The following is a 22073-nucleotide window of genomic DNA, read 5'->3' on the forward strand; positions in this document are numbered from 1 at the left end:
TCCCGACGCACCCGCGGTCCATCGATGAGCCCTGTCCACCGTCGCCCTTCCGCAGGTATCCGCCTGCATCGGATCCGCACATGAGCGCATGCCCCGACGCGTGGCACGGCCGCGCCGCGATGCCGGCCGATGCGGCCGCCCTGCCGCCGACCGGCACGGAACCGCTCGAGGCGACGGCACTGGCGCAGGCCCTGCGCGCGCTGCAGGCCGCGGGCTTCGACCACATTCCCCTGCCGGGCGGCGGCGACACCCTCGGGCGCTGGCGCGTGCTTGCATCGGTGGCGGCGCGCGACCTGGCCCTGGTGAAGCTGTACGAGGCCCACGTCGACGCGCTGGCGATCCTGCACGAGCTCGGGCATCCGGCGCCGCCGCGCGCGCTGCTCGGCGTGTGGGCGGCCGAGCCGCCGGATGCGGTGGTCGAGGCGACGCCACTCGACGCGGCGGGCGGGCTCGTCCTCGACGGTCGCAAGGCCTGGTGCTCGGGTGGCCGCATCCTCAGCCATGCGCTGGTGACGGTGCAGGGCCCGGCCGGCGAGCGCTGGCTGGCGCTGGTCGCCCTCGACCAGCCGGGAGTCGCCGTCACCGACGCCGGCTGGCACGCGGTCGGCATGGCCCGCGTGGCCAGTGGCGACGTGACGTTCGACCGCGTCCGCGCCACGCGGGTCGGCGGCGACCGCGCCTACCTCGACCGGGCCGGGTTCTGGCACGGCGCCATCGGCGTGGCCGCGTGCTGGCATGGTGCCGCCTGCGCCGTCGCGCAGGGCCTGCGCCGCAGCGGCCGGCTCAAGCACGATGCGCATGCGCAGGCGCACCTGGGCGCGGTCGACGCGGCGCTCTCCGGCGCACGCGCGCTGCTGGTCGAGGCCGCACGACACATCGACGAGGCGCCGCGCGCGGATGCGCGGGTCCTTGCGCTGCGGGTCCGCGCCGCCGTGGAGCGCGCGGCCGCCGAGACCCTGGACCGCGTCGGCCGCGCGCTCGGCGCGGCGCCGCTGTGCCGCGATGCCGCGCACGCCGCCCGCTGCGCCGACCTCACCACCTTCCTGCGCCAGAGCCATGCCGAGCGCGACCTCGCCGCCCTCGGTGCGGGCATCGCGGCGGAAGGCGGGGACTGGCTGCCATGAGCGCGCAGCGCCTGATCGTCGGCAGCGGCACCAGTGAGGACGCCTGGAGCGGGGACGGCTGGCTGCACGGCCTGCCGCGGGCCGACCTCGACCGGCTTCTCCCGCGCGGCCACCGCATCGTGGTGGTCGCGCCGCACCCCGACGACGAGGTGCTCGGCATCGGCGGCACCCTCGCCATGCTCTGCGCGGGCGCGGCGCGCGAGATCCTCACCGTCGCCGTCACCGACGGCGAGGCCAGCCATTCCGGCGCCGGCGCGTGGACCCGCGAGCGCCTGCGCGCGGCGCGGCCGCTGGAGACCGAATCCGCCCTGGCCGCGCTCGGTGTACCGGTGCAGGTGTCGAGGCTGGGCGTGGCCGACGGCGGCATCGCCGCGGCCGAGATGGAGCTCGGCGAGCGGCTCGCCACGCTGCTGCGGCCCGGCGACCGCGTCCTCACCACCTGGATGCTGGACGGCCATCCCGACCACGAGGCCACCGCGCGCGCCGCGCGCCGCGCCGCCGGCCATGCGGGTGCGACGACGCTGGAATTCCCGGTCTGGGGCTGGCACTGGAGCCGGCCCGGCGACGGCGGGCTCGATGCCATGCGCGCGCTGCGCATCGAGGTCGAGCCGGCCGCCCTGGCGCGCAAGCGCGCGGCGCTGGCGGCCTTCCGCAGCCAGATCGAGCCGGACCCGCTCAGCGGCGAGGGCCCGATCCTGCCGCCGACGGCGCTGGCGCGCTTCCTGCGGCCGTTCGAGGTGCTGCTGACATGAGCGCGCAGGTCGATTTCGATGCGCTCTACGCCGCCGAAGACCCCTGGGGCTACCGCACGCGCTGGTACGAGGCGCGCAAGCGCGCGCTGACCCTGGCGGCGCTGGACCGGCCGCGCTTCGCCCGCGCCTGCGAGCTCGGCTGCTCGATCGGCGAGCTGGCGGCGGAGCTCGCGCCGCGCTGCACGCGCCTGCTCGCCACCGATGCGCATCCGCAGGCGGTCGCGCGCGCGCGCCGGCGCCTGCAGGGCCGGGACGGCGTCGAGGTGCTCGAGATGCGCCATCCGGAGCGGCTTCCGGACGGGCGTTTCGACCTGGTGGTGGTCAGCGAGATCGGCTACTACCTGGACGCGGGGGCACTCGACCGCCTCGCCGCCGGACTGCGCGAGCGGCTCGCCGACGACGCCCTGGTGCTCGCCTGCCACTGGCGGCCGCCCATCGACGGCTGCAGCCTCGACGGCGACCAGGTGCACGCGCGCCTGGATGCGGGCCTGCACCTGTCCTCGTCCTTCCTCTACGTCGACCACGACCTGCGCCTCCAGGGCTGGAGCGTGCGCAGGGACTCCGTCGCGCGGCGCGAGGGGCTGCGGTGATCGGCGTGATCGTGCCGGTCCACGACGAGGAGCGCCTGCTCGCCGCCTGCCTCAGGAGCATCCGCCGCGCCGCGCGCGACCGTCGCCTGCACGACGAGGAGGTGGTGGCGGTGGTGGCGCTGGATGCCTGCAGCGACGGCAGTGCCGCCGTCGCCGCGGCACACGGCGTCGACGTGGTCGCGCTCGATGCGCGCTGCGTCGGCGCCGCCCGCGCCGCCGCCGCGCGACGTGCCCTCGAACTCGGCGCGCGCTGGATCGCCTCGACCGACGCCGACTCGCGCGTTCCCGCCGACTGGCTCGCCGCCCAGCTCGCGCACGCGGCCGATGTCGTGTGCGGCACCGTGCGCATCGAGGACTGGCGCGAACACGGTGACCTCGTGCGCCTGCGCTACGAGCGCGGCTACCGCGCCGCCGACGGACATCGCCACGTGCACGGCGCCAATCTCGGCATCGCCGCCGACCGCTACCTCGCCTGCGGCGGCTTCGGCCCGTTGCGCTGCGGCGAGGACCAGGACCTGGTCGACCGGCTGCAGCACGACGGCGCACGCATCGTCTGGACGGCCTCGCCCTGCGTGGTGACCAGTGCGCGCCGGGATCCGCGCGCGCGCGGCGGCTTCGGCGACTTCCTGCAGGACCTTGCCGGCGTTCCCGCCTGATCACGCCGCTCCGCGACCGGCATCGATTGTTTCGATCGTCCGCGCCGGATCCATGGGCGCCCGCGCGGCGTCCCGCGATCGTGCCCGGGGCACGACCCCGGCCCTGGCGGCTGCTGCGGCGCGGCTTGCGGGCTGTGGACGGCCACCGCGCGACGGCCGGCCCCGCGCCCGCCGCGCTTTCGCACCGCCGCGACACGTTGCAGCAACGGCGCCGAAGACGCAGGCGCGGCGGCCGTCGTCCGATTACCTCCTGAACCTTGCACGCGGACGCGACCCGGCCTTGCCGAAGGTCGTCCTCCCCCAGGTGCAGTTCCCAGGAGTCGTTGTCATGTTCCATCACAACAAGCGTCTGCAGTACACCGTCCGCGTCAGCGAGAGCAATCCCGGCCTCGCCAACCTGCTGCTCGAACAGTTCGGCGGGCCGCAGGGAGAACTCGCCGCAGCCATGCGCTACTTCACCCAGGCGCTCGGCGAGGTCGACCCGGGCCGCAAGGACATGCTGCTCGACATCGCCACCGAGGAGCTCAGCCATCTCGAGGTGATCGGCACCCTCGTGGCCATGCTCAACAAGGGCGCCAAGGGCAAGCTCGCCGAAGGCGTCGACGAGGCCGCCGAGGCCTATCGCACGCTGCAGGGCGCCGGCAACGACAGCCACGTCACCCAGGTGCTCTACGGCGGCGGGCCCGCGCTCACCAATTCCGGCGGCCAGCTCTGGACCGCGGGCTACGTCGACAGCATCGGCGACCCGACCGCCGACCTGCGCTCCAACATCGCGGCCGAGGCCCGCGCCAAGATCGTCTACGAGCGCCTGATCAACGTCACCACCGATCCCGGCGTGGCCGACGCGCTGGCGTTCCTGATGACCCGCGAGGTCGCGCACCAGCGCTCGTTCGAGCGCGCGCTGTACTCGATGGACGACAACTTCCCGGTCGGCAAGCTCGCGCCGGTCCCCGAATACGCGGACCTCTACATCAACACCTCGCAGGGCGAGGGCGACATGCGCGGTTCCTGGAACCAGGGCGAACCCTGGACCTACGTCGACGACCGCGAGAAGCAGAGCAACGTCGACGGTGGCGGCGGCTCGGCCACGGTCGAGCTGAAGTCCGACGAGGTCAAGGCGGTCGAGGCCCTGTCCAGCCGCCTCGCCTCCGATCCGCAGGCGATGCCGCTGACCGGCATCGATCTCGGCGTCGGCAAGCCCAAGACCGCCGGCGGCAAGTGACCCCACCCATCCACCAAGGAGACCGCACGATGGCAAGCAAGGCCGAGGAACGCCTGATGGACTGGCTGCGCGATGCGCACGCGATGGAGGCGCAGGCGGAGACGATGCTCAAGGCGCAGTCGGAACGCATCAAGCACTACCCGGAGCTGGAGACCCGCGTCGCCGAGCACCTCAAGGAAACCCAGGCGCAGGCGAAGCTGATCGAGGAATGCATCACCCGTCGCGGCGGCAGCGTGCCCAGCATGAAGGACGCGGCGGGGCGGATGATGGCGACCTTCCAGGGCCTGGGCGGCGCGATGATGAGCGACGAGGTGGTCAAGGGGGTGGCGATCAGCTACACCTTCGAGCACATGGAGTGCGCCACCTACCGCACCCTCATCGCCGCCGCGGACGTGGTCGGCGATCAGGAGACCAAGGCCGTGTGCGAGCGCATCCTGCCCGAGGAGGAAGCGATGGCGCGCTGGCTGCAGGACCACCAGGCCTCGCTGGTGCGGGCCTTCCTGTCGCGCGACGAGGCGCCGGACACCACCTCCAAACGCTGAGGAGAACGGGCATGGGGGCGGCTGCATCCGACGCGGCCGCCCGCATGCACGCGCCCGTGGCGACCGCGACGGCAGGCCTTCGCGGGCCGGTGACGGTGGCGCTGTCACGGTCCCGTCCCCGATCCCTGCAGCGACGAGGACGAACGGCATGGCCCAGTTCGCGAAGAACGTCTACACCGACGCCGCGACCATCGAGAAGATCGAGACCTGGATCCGCGAGCTTCCGCAGAGCGCGCGCGTCGAAGTGACGCTCGCCGACGGCAGCAGCCATGTCGGCACGGTCGCCGCGCGGCCGATGATCCAGGTGTTCAAGAACGTGGACGGCGACGAGGGCAGCAATGCCGTGGTGCGGCTGGAGGACCCGATGGACAGCCACAACGACGCCTTCCTGTGGCTGGACGAGATCGTCCGCATCGACCGCGTCCTGCCCGGCCCGCTGGATCCGGGCGCAAGCCGCAGCGCCTGAGGCGCAAACCTCGGCGGGGCGCCCGCCGTCGCCGACGGGCGCCCCGCGGAGGCATCAGTTCGTGCGCGTGGGCTCGGTCCGGTGCGCCTGCGAGGGCTCGGAGCCTGCGAGGTCCTTGGCGTGGCGCTCGTGCTGCTGCAGCGTCGGCAGCGCCTTGCGCGCAAGGTCGCGGATGCCCTGCGAATGGGCGTCGTCCCCGGCGGTCTTCTGGAACAGCGCGACCGCCTTCTCGTGCTCCTCGACCATGCTGTCGGCGAAGGTGGTATCGAAGGCGTCGCCCTCGAGCTCGCGCAGCGGCGCGAGCACGCGCGTGTCGGCCTCCACCGCCGGCGGCGGTCCGGCGACCTTCTTCATGTCCTCGCCGAGCTTGCGGTGGTCGGTGAGCATCTTCTGCGCGAACTGGCGCACCTCGTCGCTCTGCGCGCTGTCGAGCGCGAGTTCGGAGGCGGCGATCTCGGTCTTGTTCGACCTGGTCGCCTTCATCACGAAGTCGCGGTCGGCGGCAGTGAGGTCGGCGCGCGCGCCGGCGGCGGGCGCGTCCGCGCGGGCGGCAGGGGCATCCTGTGCAAGGACGGCCGGTGCGGTGCAGGCGGCGGCGATGGCGCAGGCAAGGGTGAGCACTCGTGCGTTCATGGCGCTGGATTCCAGGATCAGGGCGGGGAGCGCGGCGACGGACGCCGCGGCTTCCGCATCCGCCCCGCCGTCGGACGGGGCGTGCGGAAGGGCACCTGGATAGCGCGCATCCGGTTGCAGCAGGGTGAGCCCTGCGACTGCGCGGGGTGAGGGCGCGACGCGACCGCCGCGGTCAGGCGGCCACCGGCTCCGGCCTGCGTCCGCGCAACCGGGCCCACAGCCGGCGCACCCCCCCGGCCAGGGGGCTGCCGGCGTGCGGATCGTGGTAGTGGAACACCGCCGTCGCGCGGACCGCGTCCGGCGGGCAGGGCAGGTTCGTGTGCACCGAGCGGTAGCCCCAGAACAGGTAGAGGTTGCCGGGCTGCATCCGCACGTGCACGAAGCTGTCGCCGCGCCCCAGCGCGCGGCGCGCCAGGCGCCGCTGGGTGAGGCCATTGTCCAGCAGCAGCTTGTCCCAGGCATTGCCGAGGTAGGTGCGCCGCAGGGGACGCCGGTTCGGCAGCATGATCAGGTCGCCCTGCTGCGCTCCCTCCGGGATGCGCACCGGCAGCACCAGGGTCAGCACGAAGGAGTCGTAGTGGAAGATCATCGACTCGCGCTGCCCGCCGGCGCCGGTGAGGCAGCGCATGACCTGGTGGAACCCGCCCTCGGTGGCACGGCGCCCGGTGCCCGCGGCGACCAGGCGCCGGCAGAGCCCGACCAGCTCGGACGAATGCCCCCACTGCTGCAGCAGCGAGCCCGAGAGCGCCTGGGTTCCGGTCAGGGCCACGTAATCGTTGCCGGCGGCGACCACCGTCGCGTCGGCATAGGCCTGCAGCTCGGCGACCTGGGCGCGGTCGACCCAGTCCGGCAGCACGGCGAACCCGCGCTCGTCCATCTCGGCGACGATCGTGGACACCTCCGCATCGGTGAACTGGGTGCGCGGCATGATCCATCCCTTCGTTGCGCACGCGCGGCAGGACTGGGCGTGCGGCGATGGATCCAGGCGGCGGTTTCGGATGCGCCGGACCCCCGGGACCGCGCTTGCCTGCACGGCCTTCGAACCCGTCTGCGCCTGCTGCGGCGCGACGCCTCGAATCGTGCGCTGCGTCACACAACCGCAGCAAGCACCGTTCGTCGGCGCCGCGCATCGCGCCGCTGCTGCGCGTCCGCCGGCCGGCGGCGTTCCCGCAGCGCAGCAGCCGGCCCGCGCCTGCGTCGGCTGCGACACCGCGTCGCAGGCGGGCGCCGCGTCGCACGCGCTAGACTCGCGCGCCCCGTGCTCCATCGGCAGACACGCCATGCCCTCCATCGTCCGTCCCGTGCTGTTCCTTGCCGGCCTCGCCTGCGCCACGGCGGCGCTCGCGGAGCAGGGCGACCACGTCGAAGTCAGCGCACCCTGGATCCGCGCCCTGCCCGGCACCCTGCCGGCGGGCGGCTACATGACGCTCGCCAACGCGGGCGACGAGCCCGTCACCCTGACCGGCGTCGACAGCCCCGCGTTCGGCCACGCCATGCTCCATCGCAGCAGCGTCGCCGGCGGCCAGGGCCGGATGGAGCATGTCGGCGAGCTCGAGATCCCTGCGCACGACGCGGTGGCGCTCGCGCCGGGCGGCTACCACCTGATGCTGATGCACGCGACCTCGCCGCTGCGGATCGGCTCCACGGTGCCGCTCACCCTGCACTTCGCCGACGGCAGCACGCGCGCGGTCGAGGCGACGGTGCGCCCGGCCAACGCCCAGGGCATCGACGACTGAGCCCGCGGCTCAGGCCGCCGGAAGCGGCCGCGCCAGGCGCGGGTCGCGCAGGCGCGCGGTGCGCGACAGCCGCATCCACTGGCGGAAGGCCAGCAGCGCCCCGGCGACCTCGACGAAGGCCGCCGGCACCCACATGATCGCCCCGCCGAGCTGCTGCCCGGTGATGACGTCGATGGTCAGCGCGCGGCCGCAGATCTCGAAGATCGGGTAGAGGTCGTAGCTGGTGAAGGTGACGATCGCGCCGGCGACGATCTGCGGGCTCATGGTGAAGGCCGGCGAAAGTACGCGCAGGCCGGGGCGCATGCGGCCGGGAGGCGCCGGGCGGTGGTCGAGCACCATCCACCAGTAGACCAGGCCGCTGACCATCATCGACCAGTTCATCAGCCGGTACAGGCGCCAGTCGATCATCGCCAGGGTCTGCATGTGCGGGATCAGCCACAGCAGGATCAGGCCGACGAAGACCATCGACACCACCGCCGGATGCAGCAGCACCGCGGTGGCCGCGCGCCAGCTGCGCGATCGCTGCAGGGCGCGCAGGCGCACGCGCCAGGCCAGCGGCAGACCGCGGCGCATCACGCTGCCGGGGTAGGACGCCATGATCAGCAGCGGGGCCAGGTGGTGCAGCAGCACCTGCTGGATGCGGTGGATGAAGAACTCGTGCTCGGCGTAGTAGTCGAAGTAGGTGTGCAGCGAGCCGTAGGTCAGCAGCATGCCGGTCCAGAACGTCAGCTGCCGCGCGAACGACACCCGCATCCGCGCCACCCCGCGCAGGTACAGCGCGGCCGCGGCGCCGAAGCAGGCGAGGAAGGTCCAGGAGAACTCCCAGGGCACCAGCCAGGTCGTCAGCATCGGCGGCTCCCGGCGTGTGCGCTCATGCCGGCTCCTCGCCGATCAGCAGGCGCAGGTCGTGGAGGATGTCCTCGCGCGGCGCGGTCGGCACCGCGATCAGGCGCGGCCGGCCCGCGCGGTCGAACAGGAAGATCGATGCACTGTGGCTGACCTCGTAGCCGCCGGCCTCCGGCCGCGCCGGCCCCGGATCGCGCGAGAACGCGGTGCGGTAGCGCTTGGCCAGCGCCTCGGTGGCGCGTGCGCTGCCGGTCAGGCCGACCGCGCGCGGGTCGAAGGCCTCGACGTAGGCGCGCATGGTGTCGGGATCGTCGCGCGCCGGGTCGACGCTCACGAACAGGATCCGCGCGGCCTCGGCGTCCGCGCCCAGCTCGCGCATGATCCCGTGCAGCTGGGCGAGGGTCAGCGGGCACACGTCGGGGCAGTGCGTGTAGCCGAAGTACAGCAGCACCACCTTGCCGCGGAAGTCCTCGCCGCCGACCTCGCGGCCGGTGTGGTCCACCATCTCGAACTGCAGCCGCGGCATGTGCCCGGTGATCGGGAACAGCCTCACCGGCAGCGTCTCGCGGGCGCAGCCGGCGACGAGCAGGGACGCCAGGAAGGCGCCGCACAGGGCGCGCCAGGCACGGGCGACGCGGGATTGGAGGACGGTGACAGGCACGGGCGACGGGCACACGCAGCGGCCGGCGGCGCCGAAGGCGCGGCGGCGGACGGAAGCCCGCTAGTGTAGGCGCCCTCCGCCGGGGCCGCGAGCGGCGGCCTGAACGCGAGGCCGCCTCGCGTGCCGCCGCGGCGCTAGCATGGCGCGCATGTCCGCCCCGCACCTGTCCATCGCCACCGCCGCCGAGCGCCTGCGCACCGGCGGCGTCCTCGCCTATCCCACCGAAGCGGTGTGGGGCCTGGGCTGCGATCCCTTCGACCGCGACGCGGTGCTGCGCCTGCTCGCGATCAAGCGTCGCGGAGTCGAGCGCGGCGTGATCCTGGTCGCCGCCGACCTCGCCCAGGTGGCGCCGCTGCTGCGCCTGGACGCCCTGCCGGAGGCGCGCCGCGAGGCGGTGCTGGCGCGTTGGCCGGGGCCGCAGACCTGGCTGCTGCCCTGCACCGCGGCGGTGCCGGAATGGATCCGCGGCGCCCATCCCGACCTCGCCGTGCGCATCAGCGCGCACCCCGTCGTCGTCGCGCTGTGCCGCGCGGCGGGCATGCCGCTGGTCTCGACCAGCGCCAACACCACCGGCATGCCGCCGGCCTTCGCCCGCGATGCCCTCGAGCCGGCGCTGCTGGAGGCGGTCGACGGCGTGGTCGACGGCGAGACCGGTGGCCTGGCCGCGCCGACACCGATCCGCGACGCGCGCAGCGGCGTCGTGCTGCGCGCCTGACCCCCGCCGCACCGTCACCGCCGCACGACGCGGCGCGCCGGCAGACTGCCGCCATGGCCGCGACCGCCTTCCGCCTGCTCCTGTTCTCCGTCCTCGGCACGGGTGCCGCCGCCGCGCAGGACGTGACCGTGTATCGCTGCGCCGGCGAGGGCGGCCCGCCGGTGTTCCAGAACACGCCCTGCGCCGACGGCGCCGAACAGGCGCGCACCGACTACGTCCGCCCGACCGATCCGCCCGTGCCGCCGCCCGCAGACCTCGCGCCGGCGCCGCGAACGCTGGTGGTGGAGACCCGGGCGCCGGCCGCGCCCGCGCCGCAGCGCCCGGAGCCGCTGTTCGAATGCGTGCGCGAGAACGGCGAGACCTATCTCAGCCGCAGCGGCATCGGCGCGCGCCGCTGGGTTCCGCTGTGGGCATTGGGTGCATATCCGCGGCCCGCGGATGCGCCGGCGCGCGCAGGCCAGAGCCCGCAGCCGAGCGGGGCTTCCGAATACGCGCCGGGCACCTGGGTCGAGGACGAGTGCCGCCTGCTCGACGGCGAGGAGATCTGCGCCCGCCTGCGCGACGAACTCGAGGCCCTGCGCACGCGCTTCTTCAACGCCCAGCCGTCGGAACGCGCCGACCTCGAATCGCGCGAGGACGCCATCCAGGCCGAGCTCGCCGCCAGCTGCGGCGGCTGAGCGCGCCGCTAGAAGCCGTAGGCGAGAAAACCGCCGTCCACCGCCAGGACCTGCCCGGTGACGTAGGAGGAGGCGGGCAGGCACAGGAAGGCGATCGCGCTGGCCACCTCGTCCGGCTCGCCGATCCGCGCCAGCGGCGTGCGCGCCAGCACCTCGTCGAGGTAGTCCGGATCGGCCAGCGCCGCGTCGGTGCGGCGGGTGCGGATGTACCACGGCGCCACCGCGTTGACGCGGATGCCGTCGCCACCCCATTCGCAGGCCAGGTTGCGGGTGAGCTGGTGCAGCGCGGCCTTGGTCATGCCGTAGGGCGCGCCGGTGCGCACGTGGGTGGCGCCCGAGACCGAGCCCACGTTCACCACTGCCGGCGCCGCGCTGCGCTCGAGCAGCGGATGCGCGAAGCGGCAGAGCTCGAAGGCGCTGAACAGGTTGGTCTCGAACACTCTCCGCCATTCGTCCTCGGCATAGTCGACCGCCGCGCGCACGAGGTTGTCGCCGACGTTGTTGACCAGCACGTCGAGCCCGCTGTCGAGGTCTTCCAGCCAGTCGAACAGCTCGCGGCGCTGCTCGTCGTCGGCGATGTCGGCGGCGAAGGCGTGCACCACGCCGTCGGGATGCGCCTGCTCCAGCGCGTCGGCCGCGGCATCCAGCCGCGTGCGGTCGCGGCCGACCAGGATCACGTCCGCGCCGAAGCCCAGGAGCGCCGCCGCGGTGGCCGCGCCGATCCCGGCACTGGCGCCGGTCACCAGCGCCACGCGGCCGTCGAGCCGCCACTGTGCTGCCTGCATGGTCACGCCCTCCGTCGCCGTCGCACCGGCGGCTAGGATAAGCCCGCGTCCACCACGGAGAACCGCCATGCGCCGCGCCCCCGTCCTCGCGTCCGCCCTCGCCCTGGCCGCGCTGTGCGCCTGCACGCCCGCGCCCGACGAAGGCACCGACCGTCCCGTCGAGCCGCGCTCCGACACCGCACTGCGGGACGCCATGCAGGCGCCGGTCGACCGGACGCACGAGGCCGTCGATGCCGCCACCGAGGCGGCCGAAGCCCGGCGCGAAGCCGCGCTGGAGGCGGCAGGCGGCTGAAACGACGACGCCCGGCCTAGGCCGGGCGTCGTCGCGAGAGGCGGTGTCGACGCGGGCGCCGGACTACAGCGTGCAGAAGCAGTGCACCACCGCGCGGAACGGCCGCGGATCGTCGCGGTCGGCGGAGAGCCAGCCGAAGTCGCGGCGCAGCTGTTCGCCGACCGCCTGCGCGCCGAGCAGGTCGAGCGCGCCGGTGGCACGCAGCACCGCACCCACCTGGGCGTTGTCCGAGAGGTTGGTCAGGAACTGCTGGAACGGCGTGAGCGGCTTCTCGATGTACTCGATCCGGCCCTCGCCCTCGCCGAGCCTGGCGAGGCTGCGGGCCTCGGCGATCGCCGACTCGAGGCCGCCGAGTTCGTCGACCAGGCCGCGGTCCAGCGCCTGCGCACCGCTCCACACGCGTCCGCGGGCGATGCTGTCGACCTCGGCCACGGTGTGGTCGCGCGCCTCGGCGACCTTGCCGATGAAGTCGCGGTAACCCTTCTCGATGATGCTCTGGATGATCTCGCCGACCATCGGGTCCATCGGCCGGGTCGGGTCGAAGGCACCGGCGATGCGCGTGGTGGCGACGCCGTCGGACCGCGCGCCGATCCGCTCGAGCGTGTCCGGGAAGGTCATGAACAGGCCGAAGATGCCGATCGAGCCGGTGATCGTCGACGGGTCGGCGTAGATCCGGTCGGCATTCATCGAGATCCAGTAGCCGCCCGAGGCGGCGACGCCGCCCATCGAGACCACCACCGGCTTGCCGGCGGCCTTGAGCAGCTCGACCTCGTGCCGGATCTGCTCGGAGGCGAACACTTCGCCGCCAGGCGAGTCCACGCGCAGCACCACGGCCTTCACGTCCTCGTCCTCGCGCGCCTGGCGCAGCAGGGCGGAGGTCGAGTCGCCGCCGATCGTGCCGGGCGGCTGCTCGCCGCCGGAGATCGCGCCCTGGGCGACCACCACGCCGACCGCATCGCCGCCGCCGAGGCCCGCGTCGCCGTCGAGCTGGGCGAGATAGCCGCCCAGGTCGACCTGGCGGAAGGTGTGGTTGCGGGTGTCCTCGGCGCCGAGGCCGATCATCTCCTCGCGGACCTCGTCGAGCGTCTTCAGCCCATCGACCAGGCCCGCGTCCAGCGCCAGTCGGGCGGTGTCCCCGCCGACCGCGCGCAGCCGCGCCGGCAGGCCATCGATGCTGGCCTGCAGCTCGGCCGGATCGAGGCCACGCGCCTCGGCGATGTCGGCCAGGTAGCGGTTCCAGATGTCGCTCATCCAGAACAGGTCGGCTTCCTTGGCCTCCGGCGACGCCTGGTCGAGCACGTAGGGTTCGGCCGCGGACTTGTATTCGCCGACCTTGAACAGGTGCACGTCGACGCCGAGCTTGTCCTGCAGGCCTTCGCGGTAGTACAGCCGGTAGCGCGCCAGCCCCTCGAGCAGGAGCATGCCCATCGGATGCATGTAGACGGTGTCCGCCTGTGCGGTCAGGTAGTAGCCGGTCTGCTCCAGGCTGTCGGCGTAGGCGATGACCTGCTTGCCCGAGGCGCGGAACCCGCGCAGCGCCGCGCCGACCTCGCGCAGGGCCGCCATGCTCGCCGAGGACAGGCGGTCGGTGCGCAGGAAGATGCGGTCGATGCGGTCGTCGTCCCGGGCCGCCTCGATGGCGCGCAGCAGGTCGCGCAGCTGCACTTCCTGGACCTCGCTGCCGCTCATCCGCGCCAGCGCACGCGAGGCGGCGTCGGCGCTGAACTGCTCGACCAGCGCGCCTTCCGGCGCGATCACCAGCGCGGTCCGCTCGTCCAGCGGCGCGGCCTGCCGGCTGCCGACGAAGGCGCCGACGATCACCGCCAGCACCATCAGCACGACGAGGTTGAGCATCAGCAGGCTGAAGAAGCTCAGCACGCTCCAGATGCCGCCGAAGAAGCGCCGGATCGGCCCCGGGCGGGAATCGGTCATGGGAAGACTCCGGAAAGCAGACGGCAAGGATACCCGGGGCGACCGGGGGCGCCACCGCCACAGGTCATGCGGCGAATCGCGCCACCATGCGCCGGCAGCGCGCCGACATCAGTACGGCGGCGGTGCCGAGCCCGGCGATCAGGCCGCACCACAGTCCCGGTGCGCCCCAGCCCAGGCCGCGCCCGAGGAGCGCCCCCAGCGGGAGTCCGACGACCCAGTAGGCGGCCAGCGCCATCAGCATCGGCACCCGCGTGTCCTTGAGCCCGCGCAGCGTGCCGGCGGAGACCACCTGCACGCCGTCGGGGAACTGGAACGCCGCGGCGTAGAGCATCAGGGTCGAGGCCAGCGCGGCGACGGCGGCGTCGCGCGTGTACAGCGCGGCGATCAGGTCGTGGCCGAGCAGCAGCACCGTGCCCGAGCACAGCTGGGTGGCGATCACCAGCACGAAGCCGGCGCGCATCGCGCTGCGCACGCCGCCGCCGTCGCGCGCGCCGACCGCGCGGCCGACGCGCACCGTGGTCGCCTCCGCCAGGCCCATCGGCACCATGAAGCACAGCGTGGCCACGTTGATCGCGATCTGGTGGGCGGCGGTCTGCACCGCACCCAGGTGGGCGATCAGGAAGGTGGTGGCCACGAACAGGCTGCCCTCCATGAACACGGTGACGCCGATCGGCAGGCCCAGGCGCAGCAGCGCCGCGAGCGCGGTCGCCTGCGGCGGCTCCATGCGCGCCAGCAGTCCGAGGCGCGAGAAACGCTGCGCGCGCGCCAGGTACAGCGCCATGCCCGCGGCCTGCAGCCACAGCATGGTCGCGGTGGCGAAGCCCAGCCCGGCCGCGCCGAGCGCCGGCAGCCCGCCGACGCCGAACATCAGCGCCCAGCCCAACGGCGCGAGCACCACCAGACCGGCGAAGCCGAACACCATGCCCGGTGGCGTCCAGCCCAGGCCCTCGCTGGTGTAGCGCATGCACAGGTAGAGCGCGAGCGCCGGCGCGCCCCAGCGCACCCCGGCGAGGAAGGCCACCGCGCCGGGACGGATCTCGGGATCGACGCCGATCGGCGCCAGCAGCCAGGCCGCGCCCGACAGCAGCACGAACAGCGCCACGCCCAGCGCCAGCGCCAGCCACAGCGCCTGCCGGAACAGCGGCGCGATCTCGCGCTCGCGGCCGGCGCCGGCGAGCTGCGAGACCGACGGCGGCACCGCGAGCAGGGTCCCCACCAGCACCAGCAGCACGATCGACCAGAACGCGTTGCCGACGGTGACCCCGGCCTGGGTCGCGGTGCCGTGCGCGCCGGCCAGCACCGTGTCGACGAAGCCGATCAGCCCGCTGGAGACGTGGCCCAGCACGATCGGCAATGCCAGCAGCGCGGTCGTGCGCAGTTCCTGCGCGACCGGACGGGGAATGGGCGACGACATGCGAACGGCTCGCGGCGGCACGCCGCGGCGGAGATCGCGGCGGTCGCGGGCGGCCGTATTCTAGCGGTCGCGCCGGCGATGGCCGCCGTCGCGATGCCTGGGGAGGGCAACATGCAGACCGACCAAGGACCTCCGGCCGTCACCGCCGCGCCGCCGGCCACCGGCGCCGCCTGCGCCAACTGCGGCACGCCGCTGCTGGGCGAGCACTGCTACGCCTGCGGGCAGCCGGTGCGCGGCCTGGTCCGGCACTTCTCCTCGATCATCGGCGACTTCTTCGATTCGGTGTTCGAGCTCGACTCGCGGATCTTCTGCACGCTTGCGCCGCTGTTCTTCAGGCCGGGCCGCCTGAGCAGCGAGTATTTCGCGGGGCGGCGGGTGCGATACGTCAGCCCGGTGCGGCTGTACGTGTTCCTGAGCCTGGTCGCGTTCTTCGTGGCGCAGGTGAGCATGCATCTCGACGCCGAGGTGGCCGCGGGCCCGGCCGACGCGGAGATCGCGGCCGATGTCGCCGGCAGCGACGTCGGCGCCGCGCTGCGAAACGCCGCCACGGTCGAGGAGGCCGAGCGCGCGCGCGATGCCGCGCTGGCCGAGATCCGCGCGGCACGCGGGGACGCCGCTGGCGTGCCGGGCGTGGGCGCGGCACTGACGGTCGCCGAGGAGACGGTCGAGCGCAGCGCGCGCGAGCGCATCGAGGCGCTGCAGCGCGGCGCGGACGACGCGGCGCCCGACGACGACGCGTCCGACGGCGCATCCTCCACCGACGAGGGCGAACCGGTCCACTTCCGGTTCGGCGACGGGGCGAACTGGGACCCCGTGGCCAACCCGGTCGAGGTCGCGGGCGCGCCGGCCTTCTTCAACCGCTGGCTCAACCGCCAGATCGGCCGCGCGCAGGAGAACATCCCGCGCATCCGCGACAACCCCGACGCGTTCGTCGATGCCCTGGTCGGCGCGATCCCGACCACGCTGTTCGTGCTGCTGCCGGTGTTCGCGCTGATGCTGAAGGCGGCCTACCTGTTCAAGCGCCGGCTCTACATGGAACACCTGATCGTCGCGCTGCACAGCCACGCCTTCCTGTGCATGGCGCTGCTGGTGGGGGTGCTGCTGTACGACCTGAATACGTGGCTGGGACCGAAGTCCACGGCGGTGCAGGCCGTCCTCGGCCTGCTGCAGGCCGCGCTCTACCTGTGGATCCCGGTCTACCTGCTGCTGGCGCAGAAGCGCATCTACGCGCAGGGCTGGCCGATGACCCTGCTGAAGTACTTCGTCATCGGCAACCTCTACGTGATGCTGCTGAGCCTGGGACTGGTCGCCGCCAGCCTGACCAGCCTGGTCGCGATGTAGGGGGTCAGCGGCCGACGCGGGCGCGCAGGAGCGCCGCGCGCGCGTCGGGCGCGGCCTCGAGCAGCTCCCGCCGCAGCGCGGCGCGATCGGCCTCGTCCAGGCGCCGGGCCAGCACGGCCAGATCCTCGCGCGCCTCGGGCGGGAGTGCGCGCAGCATCGCGAGCGTCGGCGCCCGCTCCTCCGGCGGCACGAAGGCCACGATCGGCCGGACCGCGCCGAACCAGCGCCCGGTCTCGGGCCCAAGCCGCCAGGCGGCGCGGGCGTCGGGATCGAGCGCCTCGAACTGCGCGCGCACCGCCGCGCGCTCGGCGTCCGGCAGGGCCAGGTAGCTGCGTTCGGCCGCGGCCACCTGCGCGCGCTCGTCCTGGCCCAGCCCACGCCAGTCGGCGTAGGCACCGCGGAGCTGCGCACGCTCGTCCGGCGACAGCGCGGCGAAGGCCTCGGCGCGGACGCGGTAGGCCGCCTGCGCCTCCGGCCCCATCGCCGCCCAGACGCGGGCGTTGTCCAGCAGCCGGCTGCGGGCGTCGCCGGGCAGCGCGTCCCATCCCGCCTGCCAGGGCGCCAGCACCCCGCGGACGGCGGGATCGACGTCCGTCCAGGCCGGCGCTCCGCCCTGCGCGGCCACGCCCGCGGCGAGGCCGAGGCCACAGAGCGCGGCAAAGCAGAAGGCGTTACGGCGCATCGTCGTCCTCCGGGGCCGGGTCGGCGGCCACGGCGCCTTCCGCGGCGTACCAGGAGAAGAAGTCCAGGCGCTGCGCCAGGCGCGCGCCGTCGGGATCGGCATGCATCTCGAAGTCGGGGTCGGCCAGCAGCTCGGCCTCAGGCGTCAGCGTCCGCACCGGCGTTTCCGCCGGCAAGGCCTGCATCGCGCCCGGCGGCAACGGGGGCACGGCGGGCGGCACGAAGGTCCAGGCGAAGGCGGCCGCGACCGCCGCCAGCGCCAGCCACAGCGCCAGGCGCATGCCGGGACGCGGTGCGGCGTCGCGTTCGCGGCGGGGGGCCGGTGCCGGCTCGGGGGCGGGCGCCGGCAGCGGGCGTTCCCGCGCCACCGCCTCGCGTACCCGCGCCAGATGGTCGCGGACGTCCTGCGGCAGATCGCGCACGCGCGCCTGCAGGGCGTCGCGCAGGGCCTGCAGCTCGCCCTCCGCGTCTCCCGACGCGGCCGACCGCAGGTCCTGCAGCGCGCGCGCGAGCGCGTGCCGGTATGCCTTCTCGGACACGCCCATGGCGCGGGCGCCCTCATGCAGGGGCAGTCCCGCGACCAGCCGCAGCAGCAGGGCCGCACGCGGTCCGGGAGTGATCGCGGCCAGCGCCGCGACGGCCGGGTCGGGCGCGGCCAGGGGCGCCCCGCGCAGCTCCGGCTGGGCGATCAGCCGCGACCAGAACGCCAGCGGCCAGTCCGCCATCGCCAGCGCACCGGCGCGCGCCCGCAGCTCGACCAGGGCGGCAGCCAGCGCCGCGTGCGCGCGCGGCGCCTGCCCGCAGTGGGCTTCGGCGAAGACGTAGCCGCGACGCTCGATGCCGCGCACGAAGGCGGCGAAGGCGGCGGGCGAGACCGGGGGGAACTGGGCGACCACTAGGCCTCCCGCCTCGATCGCGTGGACCCCGCCGGGTCAGCCGGGTACTGCGGCTGGCGGGGCGGGAGGATGGACCGGGGCGGAAGGGTGTCGGACATGCGCGACTGCGAGGGGCGGCGCGCCGATTCTAGCGCCGCGCGGCGCCGCACGCGGACTTGACTGGACGCGGAAACCTGCTCTCCCAGGCGGGGCGCGGGATTCCGCGGATCGCGGTTGTACACAAGCCGGAACGAACTCCGGAAAGGCGGGCCGCGCTGCGCGTTTCACGCTGCGGAAACGCGGCATGCACAAGCAACCTGTTGAAACGCAAGGAGAAGCACGCGATGGCTAAAATTTGTCCAGATTGTGAACGAGCCCACGTCTACCCCGCCTGGGGCCGCTTTCCCCCGCTTCGTCCACATGGTTATCCACAGATCGTGTGGATAAGGATCTTTTCCATTTGGGGACGGGGAGTTGCCCGCCACTCGTGACGCAGCGGCGAGGAATCTCCGGCAACTGCGACCGTGTCGGCCCGGCCGGCGCCGGCCCGAGCGGCGACTAGACTGGACGCATGTCCGACCCGTCTCCGACGCTCCTGCGCGTCGCCCTGCCCGTTCCCCTGCCGCAGCTGTTCGACTACCTCCCGCCCGAGGGGACGCCGGCGACGCCGGACCTGGTCGGGTGCCGCGTGCGGGTTCGGTTCGGGCCGGCGGAGAAGATCGGTGTCGTGGCTGCGGTGGCGCCGGCGGATGCGGAGACGCCGTCGACCCTGCGCGAGGCGCTGCAGGTGATCGATGCCGACCCGCTGCTCGGCGGCGAGCTGCTGGCGACCCTGGACTGGATCGCGCGCTACTACCACGAGCCCCTGGGCGAGGTGCTCGCGACCGCCCTGCCGGTGGCGCTGCGCGGCGGCGAGCCGCTGCCCGACACCGCCACCTGGGGCTGGCGCCTCACCGAGGACGGCCGCCGGGCGCGGGCACGCCTGCGTGCCGGCTCGCGTCCGCGGGCGCTGGCGGACCGGATCGATGCGGACGCCGTGGCCGAAGCCGTGCTCGACGCCGGGACGCCGGGCTGGCGAGCCGCGGCCCGCGGGCTGCACCGGCGTGGCTATGCGGAGCGGGTGGCGTTCGCGACGCGTGCACCTTCGGCAGGCGGCGAGATGCCGGTGCTGCGGGACGAACAGCAGGCCGCCGCGGACGCGCTGCGCGCTTCGCTGGGCCGCTTCGCGCCGATGCTGCTCGAGGGCGTCACCGGCAGCGGCAAGACCGAGGTCTACCTCGACGCCATCGCCGCCTGCCTCGAACGCGGCACCCAGGCGCTGGTGCTGGTGCCCGAGATCGGGCTGACGCCGCAGACCCTCGCCCGCTTCCGGCGCCGCCTCGGCGTGCCGGTCGAGGTGCTGCACTCCGGGCTCGCCGACGGCGAGCGCGCCCGCGTGTGGACCGCCTGCGCCCGCGGCCAGGCGCGGGTGGTCATCGGCACGCGATCGGCGGTGTTCGTCCCGCTGCCCGAGCCTGGCCTGATCGTGGTCGACGAGGAGCACGACGCGTCCTACAAGCAGCAGGAGGGCGTCCGTTACCACGCCCGCGACATCGCCCTGGTGCGCGCGCGCGCGCTGGCGGTGCCGGTGGTGCTCGGCAGCGCCACGCCGGCGCTGGAGTCGCTGCACAACGCGCTGTCCGGCCGCTATGCGCATCACCGCCTGGGCCAGCGCGCGACCGGCGCGCGTGCGCCGGCGGTGCGCGTCATCGACGTGCGCAAGCGACGCCTCGAGGCCGGCCTGTCGGAGGAACTGCTGCAGGCTCTGCGGGCCACGCTCGAGCGCGGCGAGCAGGCGCTGGTGTTCAAGAACCGGCGCGGCTACGCGCCGGTGCTGCTCTGCCACGACTGCGGCTGGAGCGCGCAGTGCCGACGCTGCGACGCGCCCATGACCGTGCATGCGCGCGGCGGACGCCTGATCTGCCACCACTGCGGTGCGCGCGCGAGCGCGCCCAGGGCCTGCCCCGATTGCGCCAGCCTCGCCCTGCAGCCGCAGGGCGCCGGCACCGAGCGCATCGAGGACGCGCTGGCGGAGGCGTTCCCCGATGCGCTGCGCCTGCGCATCGACCGCGGCACCACCCAGCGCCGTGGCGCGCTGGAGCAGCACCTGGCCACGCTCGGCGACGGCCCCGGCATCCTGATCGGTACGCAGATGCTGGCCAAGGGCCACGACCTGCCGCGGCTGACGCTGGTCGCCGTGGTCGGGGTCGACGAAGGCCTGCACAGCGCCGACTTCCGCGCCCCCGAGCGCCTGGCGCAACTGCTGATCCAGGTCGCCGGCCGCGCCGGCCGCGCCGACCGGCCGGGCCAGGTGCTGCTGCAGACCCACCATCCCGAGCACCCGCTGCTGCATACGCTGCTGGGCGGCGGCTACCCGGCCTTCGCCGCGCTCGAACTCGCCGAGCGCGAGGCCGCGCGCCTGCCGCCCTACGCGCACATGGCCCTGCTGCGCGCCGACGCCCTCACCGACGCCGCAGTCGGCGATTTCCTCGGGGCCGCGCGCGGCATCCTTGCGCCCGATCCCGCGGGTGGCGACGCCGGCGTCGCCGTGCACGGCCCGATGCCGGCGCCGATGGCGCGGCGCGCCGGCCGCGTCCGCGGCCAGCTGCTGCTGATGGCGGCGACGCGCCCGGCCCTGCACCGCGCGCTCGGGCGCTGGATCCCGCAGCTCTACGCACTGCCCGCCGCGCGTCGGGTGCGCTGGTCGCTGGACGTCGATCCCGTCGATCTCTACTGAGCCCGCCTCGACACCCGGCGTGCCGGCGACGTGCTATCGCTGTCGGTCCGTGTCCGCTGGAAGCCATCGATGCAGCAGCAGCCACCCCGCGTCGTCGTGATCGGCGGCGGCTTCGCCGGACTCGAGGCCGTGCGCGGCCTCGCCGACGCCGCTGTCCGCGTCACCCTCGTCGACCGCGCCAACCACCACCTGTTCCAGCCCCTGCTGTACCAGGTCGCCACCGCCGGCATGGCCGCGCCCAGCATCGCCATGCCGCTGCGACGGCTGCTGCGCCGGCAACGGAATGCCGAAGTGCTGATGGCCGAGGTCGCCGGTATCGATGCGGACGCGCGGCGGGTGACGCTGGCCGGCGGCGGCAGCCTCGACTACGACCACCTCGTGGTCGCGGCCGGCGCCGCCCACGCCTATTTCGGCAACGACCACTGGGCCCGGTACGCGCCGGGACTCAAGACCCTCGACGATGCGCTGGCGATCCGCCGCCGGATCCTGCTCGCCTTCGAATGCGCCGAGCGCGAGCACGACGCCGCGGCGCGCGCGCACTGGCTGCATTTCGTGGTCATCGGCGGCGGCGCCACCGGCGTCGAGCTGGCCGGTACGTTGGCCGAGATCGCGCGGCACACGCTGGCGCACGAGTTCCGCCATTTCGACGCGGGCTCCGCCCGGGTCGTCCTCGTCGAGGCCGGCCCGCGGATCCTGGCCGGCTATCCCGAACCGCTGTCGGACGCGGCGCGCCGGCAGCTGGAGTCGCTGGGGGTCGAGGTCCGCCTGGACAGCCCGGTGACCGACGTCGACGCGCAGGGCGTGGCGCTCGGCGAGAGCGGCCGCATCGACGCGCGCACGATCCTCTGGGCCGCGGGCGTGGCCGCCTCGCCGCTCGGGAGCTGTCTGCCGGGCGGGCGCGACCGCGCCGGGCGGGTGCGGGTGGAACCCGACCTCAGCCTCCCCGGCCACCCCGAGATCTCGGTCGCCGGCGACCTCGCCACGCTCGAGCAGGACGGCGAGCCGGTGCCGGGGGTCGCTGCCGCCGCCAAGCAGATGGGCGCCCACGTCGCCCGCGCGATCCGCGCGCGGCTGGAGGGACGCGCGCCGCCACCGTTCCGCTACCGTGACTACGGCTCGATGGCGACCATCGGCCGCGGCCGCGCCATCGCGGTCATCGCCGGGCGCCGGCTGACCGGCGCGCTGGCCTGGTGGGTCTGGCTGTTCGCCCACGTCCTGTTCCTCGCGGGCTTCCGCAACCGGATCGTGGTCCTTGTGGACTGGGCCTGGGCCTACGTCAGCTGGCGCCGCAACGCGCGCATCATCCTCGGCGCCGCGCCACGCGCCGGCACCGACGAGGCCGACGCGGGATGAGCAG

The 22073-nt window shown here is 74.2% G+C and carries 23 protein-coding genes; 14 read left to right on the top strand and 9 right to left on the bottom strand.

Translation table 11 applies throughout. The features are described from left to right. The first annotated feature begins 80 nt into the window (after nucleotides 1–80). From KB893_RS07625 to KB893_RS07655, 7 genes are all read left to right on the top strand, one after another. Entirely contained in the window at nucleotides 81–1124 is a 1044-nt protein-coding gene (locus KB893_RS07625; protein ID WP_246505498.1) for an acyl-CoA dehydrogenase family protein, read from the top strand. Next, complete coding sequence (locus tag KB893_RS07630; protein ID WP_211925796.1) at nucleotides 1121–1876, top strand: PIG-L deacetylase family protein; 756 nt, start codon at nucleotides 1121–1123, stop codon at nucleotides 1874–1876. The genes KB893_RS07625 and KB893_RS07630 overlap by 4 nt, the downstream gene beginning before the upstream one ends. Further along, nucleotides 1873–2466: an SAM-dependent methyltransferase gene (locus tag KB893_RS07635; protein ID WP_211925795.1), complete on the top strand. Its 594-nt coding sequence runs from the start codon at nucleotides 1873–1875 to the stop codon at nucleotides 2464–2466. Before KB893_RS07630 ends, KB893_RS07635 begins: the two co-directional genes overlap by 4 nt. After that, nucleotides 2463–3122: a glycosyltransferase family 2 protein gene (locus KB893_RS07640; RefSeq protein WP_213173594.1), complete on the top strand. Its 660-nt coding sequence runs from the start codon at nucleotides 2463–2465 to the stop codon at nucleotides 3120–3122. The genes KB893_RS07635 and KB893_RS07640 overlap by 4 nt, the downstream gene beginning before the upstream one ends. A gap of 328 nt (nucleotides 3123–3450) precedes the next feature. Next, nucleotides 3451–4344, top strand: a complete 894-nt coding sequence (locus KB893_RS07645) for a manganese catalase family protein (protein WP_211926054.1) — start codon at nucleotides 3451–3453, stop codon at nucleotides 4342–4344. A gap of 29 nt (nucleotides 4345–4373) precedes the next feature. Continuing rightward, a complete protein-coding gene (locus KB893_RS07650) occupies nucleotides 4374–4886 on the top strand; it encodes a ferritin-like domain-containing protein (protein ID WP_246505499.1) in 513 nt (170 codons plus the stop codon). 148 nt (nucleotides 4887–5034) lie between these two features. Next, a complete protein-coding gene (locus KB893_RS07655; protein ID WP_213173595.1) occupies nucleotides 5035–5352 on the top strand; it encodes a DUF3247 family protein in 318 nt (105 codons plus the stop codon). Between the two features lie 54 nt (nucleotides 5353–5406). Here the strand turns inward: KB893_RS07655 and KB893_RS07660 are convergent, their stop codons facing one another. Both KB893_RS07660 and KB893_RS07665 read right to left on the bottom strand, forming a co-directional pair. Further along, complete coding sequence (locus KB893_RS07660) at nucleotides 5407–5985, bottom strand: DUF4142 domain-containing protein (RefSeq protein WP_213173596.1); 579 nt, start codon at nucleotides 5983–5985, stop codon at nucleotides 5407–5409. Between the two features lie 172 nt (nucleotides 5986–6157). Continuing rightward, nucleotides 6158–6913 (bottom strand): hypothetical protein, encoded by a 756-nt coding sequence (locus tag KB893_RS07665; RefSeq protein ID WP_211926056.1) that lies wholly within the window; start codon nucleotides 6911–6913, stop codon nucleotides 6158–6160. A 352-nt stretch (nucleotides 6914–7265) separates the two neighbouring features. Between KB893_RS07665 and KB893_RS07670 the strand changes: the two genes are divergently transcribed. Continuing rightward, nucleotides 7266–7721, top strand: coding sequence for a copper chaperone PCu(A)C (locus KB893_RS07670; RefSeq protein WP_211926057.1), 456 nt, complete (start codon nucleotides 7266–7268; stop codon nucleotides 7719–7721). 9 nt (nucleotides 7722–7730) lie between these two features. Here the strand turns inward: KB893_RS07670 and KB893_RS07675 are convergent, their stop codons facing one another. Together KB893_RS07675 and KB893_RS07680 are read right to left on the bottom strand one after the other, a co-directional pair. Then, entirely contained in the window at nucleotides 7731–8570 is an 840-nt protein-coding gene (locus KB893_RS07675; RefSeq protein WP_211926058.1) for a cytochrome c oxidase assembly protein, read from the bottom strand. Nucleotides 8571–8592: 22 nt separating this feature from the next. Beyond that, complete coding sequence (locus tag KB893_RS07680; RefSeq protein ID WP_338026898.1) at nucleotides 8593–9228, bottom strand: SCO family protein; 636 nt, start codon at nucleotides 9226–9228, stop codon at nucleotides 8593–8595. Between the two features lie 148 nt (nucleotides 9229–9376). Between KB893_RS07680 and tsaC the strand changes: the two genes are divergently transcribed. Together tsaC and KB893_RS07690 are read left to right on the top strand one after the other, a co-directional pair. Continuing rightward, nucleotides 9377–9943 carry an L-threonylcarbamoyladenylate synthase type 1 TsaC gene (tsaC, locus tag KB893_RS07685; RefSeq protein WP_211926059.1) on the top strand — a complete coding sequence of 189 codons (567 nt, stop codon included), beginning with the start codon at nucleotides 9377–9379 and terminating at the stop codon, nucleotides 9941–9943. A 53-nt stretch (nucleotides 9944–9996) separates the two neighbouring features. After that, nucleotides 9997–10620: a DUF4124 domain-containing protein gene (locus tag KB893_RS07690; RefSeq protein WP_211926060.1), complete on the top strand. Its 624-nt coding sequence runs from the start codon at nucleotides 9997–9999 to the stop codon at nucleotides 10618–10620. 8 nt (nucleotides 10621–10628) lie between these two features. Here KB893_RS07690 and KB893_RS07695 read toward each other — a convergent pair whose 3' ends face one another. Next, nucleotides 10629–11405: an SDR family oxidoreductase gene (locus tag KB893_RS07695; protein WP_211926061.1), complete on the bottom strand. Its 777-nt coding sequence runs from the start codon at nucleotides 11403–11405 to the stop codon at nucleotides 10629–10631. Nucleotides 11406–11472: 67 nt separating this feature from the next. Here KB893_RS07695 and KB893_RS07700 point away from each other — a divergent pair, with 67 nt between their 5' ends. Continuing rightward, nucleotides 11473–11697 carry a hypothetical protein gene (locus tag KB893_RS07700; protein ID WP_211926062.1) on the top strand — a complete coding sequence of 75 codons (225 nt, stop codon included), beginning with the start codon at nucleotides 11473–11475 and terminating at the stop codon, nucleotides 11695–11697. Between the two features lie 63 nt (nucleotides 11698–11760). Here KB893_RS07700 and sppA read toward each other — a convergent pair whose 3' ends face one another. Both sppA and KB893_RS07710 read right to left on the bottom strand, forming a co-directional pair. Then, nucleotides 11761–13629 (bottom strand): signal peptide peptidase SppA, encoded by a 1869-nt coding sequence (gene sppA, locus KB893_RS07705; RefSeq protein ID WP_211926063.1) that lies wholly within the window; start codon nucleotides 13627–13629, stop codon nucleotides 11761–11763. Nucleotides 13630–13693: 64 nt separating this feature from the next. Then, entirely contained in the window at nucleotides 13694–15043 is a 1350-nt protein-coding gene (locus KB893_RS07710) for an MATE family efflux transporter (RefSeq protein WP_211926064.1), read from the bottom strand. A gap of 111 nt (nucleotides 15044–15154) precedes the next feature. Between KB893_RS07710 and KB893_RS07715 the strand changes: the two genes are divergently transcribed. Continuing rightward, nucleotides 15155–16384: a DUF3667 domain-containing protein gene (locus KB893_RS07715; protein ID WP_213173597.1), complete on the top strand. Its 1230-nt coding sequence runs from the start codon at nucleotides 15155–15157 to the stop codon at nucleotides 16382–16384. A gap of 4 nt (nucleotides 16385–16388) precedes the next feature. Here the strand turns inward: KB893_RS07715 and KB893_RS07720 are convergent, their stop codons facing one another. Then, the gene (locus tag KB893_RS07720) at nucleotides 16389–17066 is read right to left on the bottom strand and encodes a DUF3106 domain-containing protein (RefSeq protein WP_211926066.1); all 678 of its coding nucleotides are present in this window, start codon (nucleotides 17064–17066) and stop codon (nucleotides 16389–16391) included. Then, nucleotides 17056–17961, bottom strand: coding sequence for a sigma factor-like helix-turn-helix DNA-binding protein (locus tag KB893_RS07725; protein ID WP_211926067.1), 906 nt, complete (start codon nucleotides 17959–17961; stop codon nucleotides 17056–17058). Before KB893_RS07725 ends, KB893_RS07720 begins: the two co-directional genes overlap by 11 nt. 550 nt (nucleotides 17962–18511) lie before the next feature. Here KB893_RS07725 and KB893_RS07730 point away from each other — a divergent pair. Both KB893_RS07730 and KB893_RS07735 read left to right on the top strand, forming a co-directional pair. Beyond that, nucleotides 18512–20716, top strand: a complete 2205-nt coding sequence (locus KB893_RS07730; protein WP_211926068.1) for a primosomal protein N' — start codon at nucleotides 18512–18514, stop codon at nucleotides 20714–20716. A 69-nt stretch (nucleotides 20717–20785) separates the two neighbouring features. Then, nucleotides 20786–22069 (top strand): NAD(P)/FAD-dependent oxidoreductase, encoded by a 1284-nt coding sequence (locus tag KB893_RS07735; protein WP_211926069.1) that lies wholly within the window; start codon nucleotides 20786–20788, stop codon nucleotides 22067–22069. The last annotated feature ends 4 nt before the right edge of the window (nucleotides 22070–22073 follow it).

The organism is Coralloluteibacterium stylophorae (assembly GCF_018122625.2).
GTDB classification, from domain to species: domain Bacteria; phylum Pseudomonadota; class Gammaproteobacteria; order Xanthomonadales; family Xanthomonadaceae; genus Coralloluteibacterium; species Coralloluteibacterium stylophorae.

What these genes read in the sequence shown, in the direction of transcription:
- KB893_RS07715 (WP_213173597.1), top strand. Translation starts at nt 15,155, where the DNA reads ATGCAGACCGACCAAGGACCTCCGGCCGTCACCGCCGCGCCGCCGGCC.
- KB893_RS07660 (WP_213173596.1), bottom strand. Translation starts at nt 5,985, where the DNA reads ATGAACGCACGAGTGCTCACCCTTGCCTGCGCCATCGCCGCCGCCTGC.
- KB893_RS07635 (WP_211925795.1), top strand. Translation starts at nt 1,873, where the DNA reads ATGAGCGCGCAGGTCGATTTCGATGCGCTCTACGCCGCCGAAGACCCC.
- KB893_RS07690 (WP_211926060.1), top strand. Translation starts at nt 9,997, where the DNA reads ATGGCCGCGACCGCCTTCCGCCTGCTCCTGTTCTCCGTCCTCGGCACG.
- KB893_RS07675 (WP_211926058.1), bottom strand. Translation starts at nt 8,570, where the DNA reads ATGCTGACGACCTGGCTGGTGCCCTGGGAGTTCTCCTGGACCTTCCTC.
- KB893_RS07695 (WP_211926061.1), bottom strand. Translation starts at nt 11,405, where the DNA reads ATGCAGGCAGCACAGTGGCGGCTCGACGGCCGCGTGGCGCTGGTGACC.
- KB893_RS07700 (WP_211926062.1), top strand. Translation starts at nt 11,473, where the DNA reads ATGCGCCGCGCCCCCGTCCTCGCGTCCGCCCTCGCCCTGGCCGCGCTG.
- KB893_RS07720 (WP_211926066.1), bottom strand. Translation starts at nt 17,066, where the DNA reads ATGCGCCGTAACGCCTTCTGCTTTGCCGCGCTCTGTGGCCTCGGCCTC.
- KB893_RS07650 (WP_246505499.1), top strand. Translation starts at nt 4,374, where the DNA reads ATGGCAAGCAAGGCCGAGGAACGCCTGATGGACTGGCTGCGCGATGCG.
- KB893_RS07710 (WP_211926064.1), bottom strand. Translation starts at nt 15,043, where the DNA reads ATGTCGTCGCCCATTCCCCGTCCGGTCGCGCAGGAACTGCGCACGACC.
- sppA (WP_211926063.1), bottom strand. Translation starts at nt 13,629, where the DNA reads ATGACCGATTCCCGCCCGGGGCCGATCCGGCGCTTCTTCGGCGGCATC.
- KB893_RS07735 (WP_211926069.1), top strand. Translation starts at nt 20,786, where the DNA reads ATGCAGCAGCAGCCACCCCGCGTCGTCGTGATCGGCGGCGGCTTCGCC.
- KB893_RS07670 (WP_211926057.1), top strand. Translation starts at nt 7,266, where the DNA reads ATGCCCTCCATCGTCCGTCCCGTGCTGTTCCTTGCCGGCCTCGCCTGC.
- KB893_RS07665 (WP_211926056.1), bottom strand. Translation starts at nt 6,913, where the DNA reads ATGCCGCGCACCCAGTTCACCGATGCGGAGGTGTCCACGATCGTCGCC.
- KB893_RS07630 (WP_211925796.1), top strand. Translation starts at nt 1,121, where the DNA reads ATGAGCGCGCAGCGCCTGATCGTCGGCAGCGGCACCAGTGAGGACGCC.
- tsaC (WP_211926059.1), top strand. Translation starts at nt 9,377, where the DNA reads ATGTCCGCCCCGCACCTGTCCATCGCCACCGCCGCCGAGCGCCTGCGC.
- KB893_RS07645 (WP_211926054.1), top strand. Translation starts at nt 3,451, where the DNA reads ATGTTCCATCACAACAAGCGTCTGCAGTACACCGTCCGCGTCAGCGAG.
- KB893_RS07625 (WP_246505498.1), top strand. Translation starts at nt 81, where the DNA reads ATGAGCGCATGCCCCGACGCGTGGCACGGCCGCGCCGCGATGCCGGCC.
- KB893_RS07730 (WP_211926068.1), top strand. Translation starts at nt 18,512, where the DNA reads ATGTCCGACCCGTCTCCGACGCTCCTGCGCGTCGCCCTGCCCGTTCCC.
- KB893_RS07655 (WP_213173595.1), top strand. Translation starts at nt 5,035, where the DNA reads ATGGCCCAGTTCGCGAAGAACGTCTACACCGACGCCGCGACCATCGAG.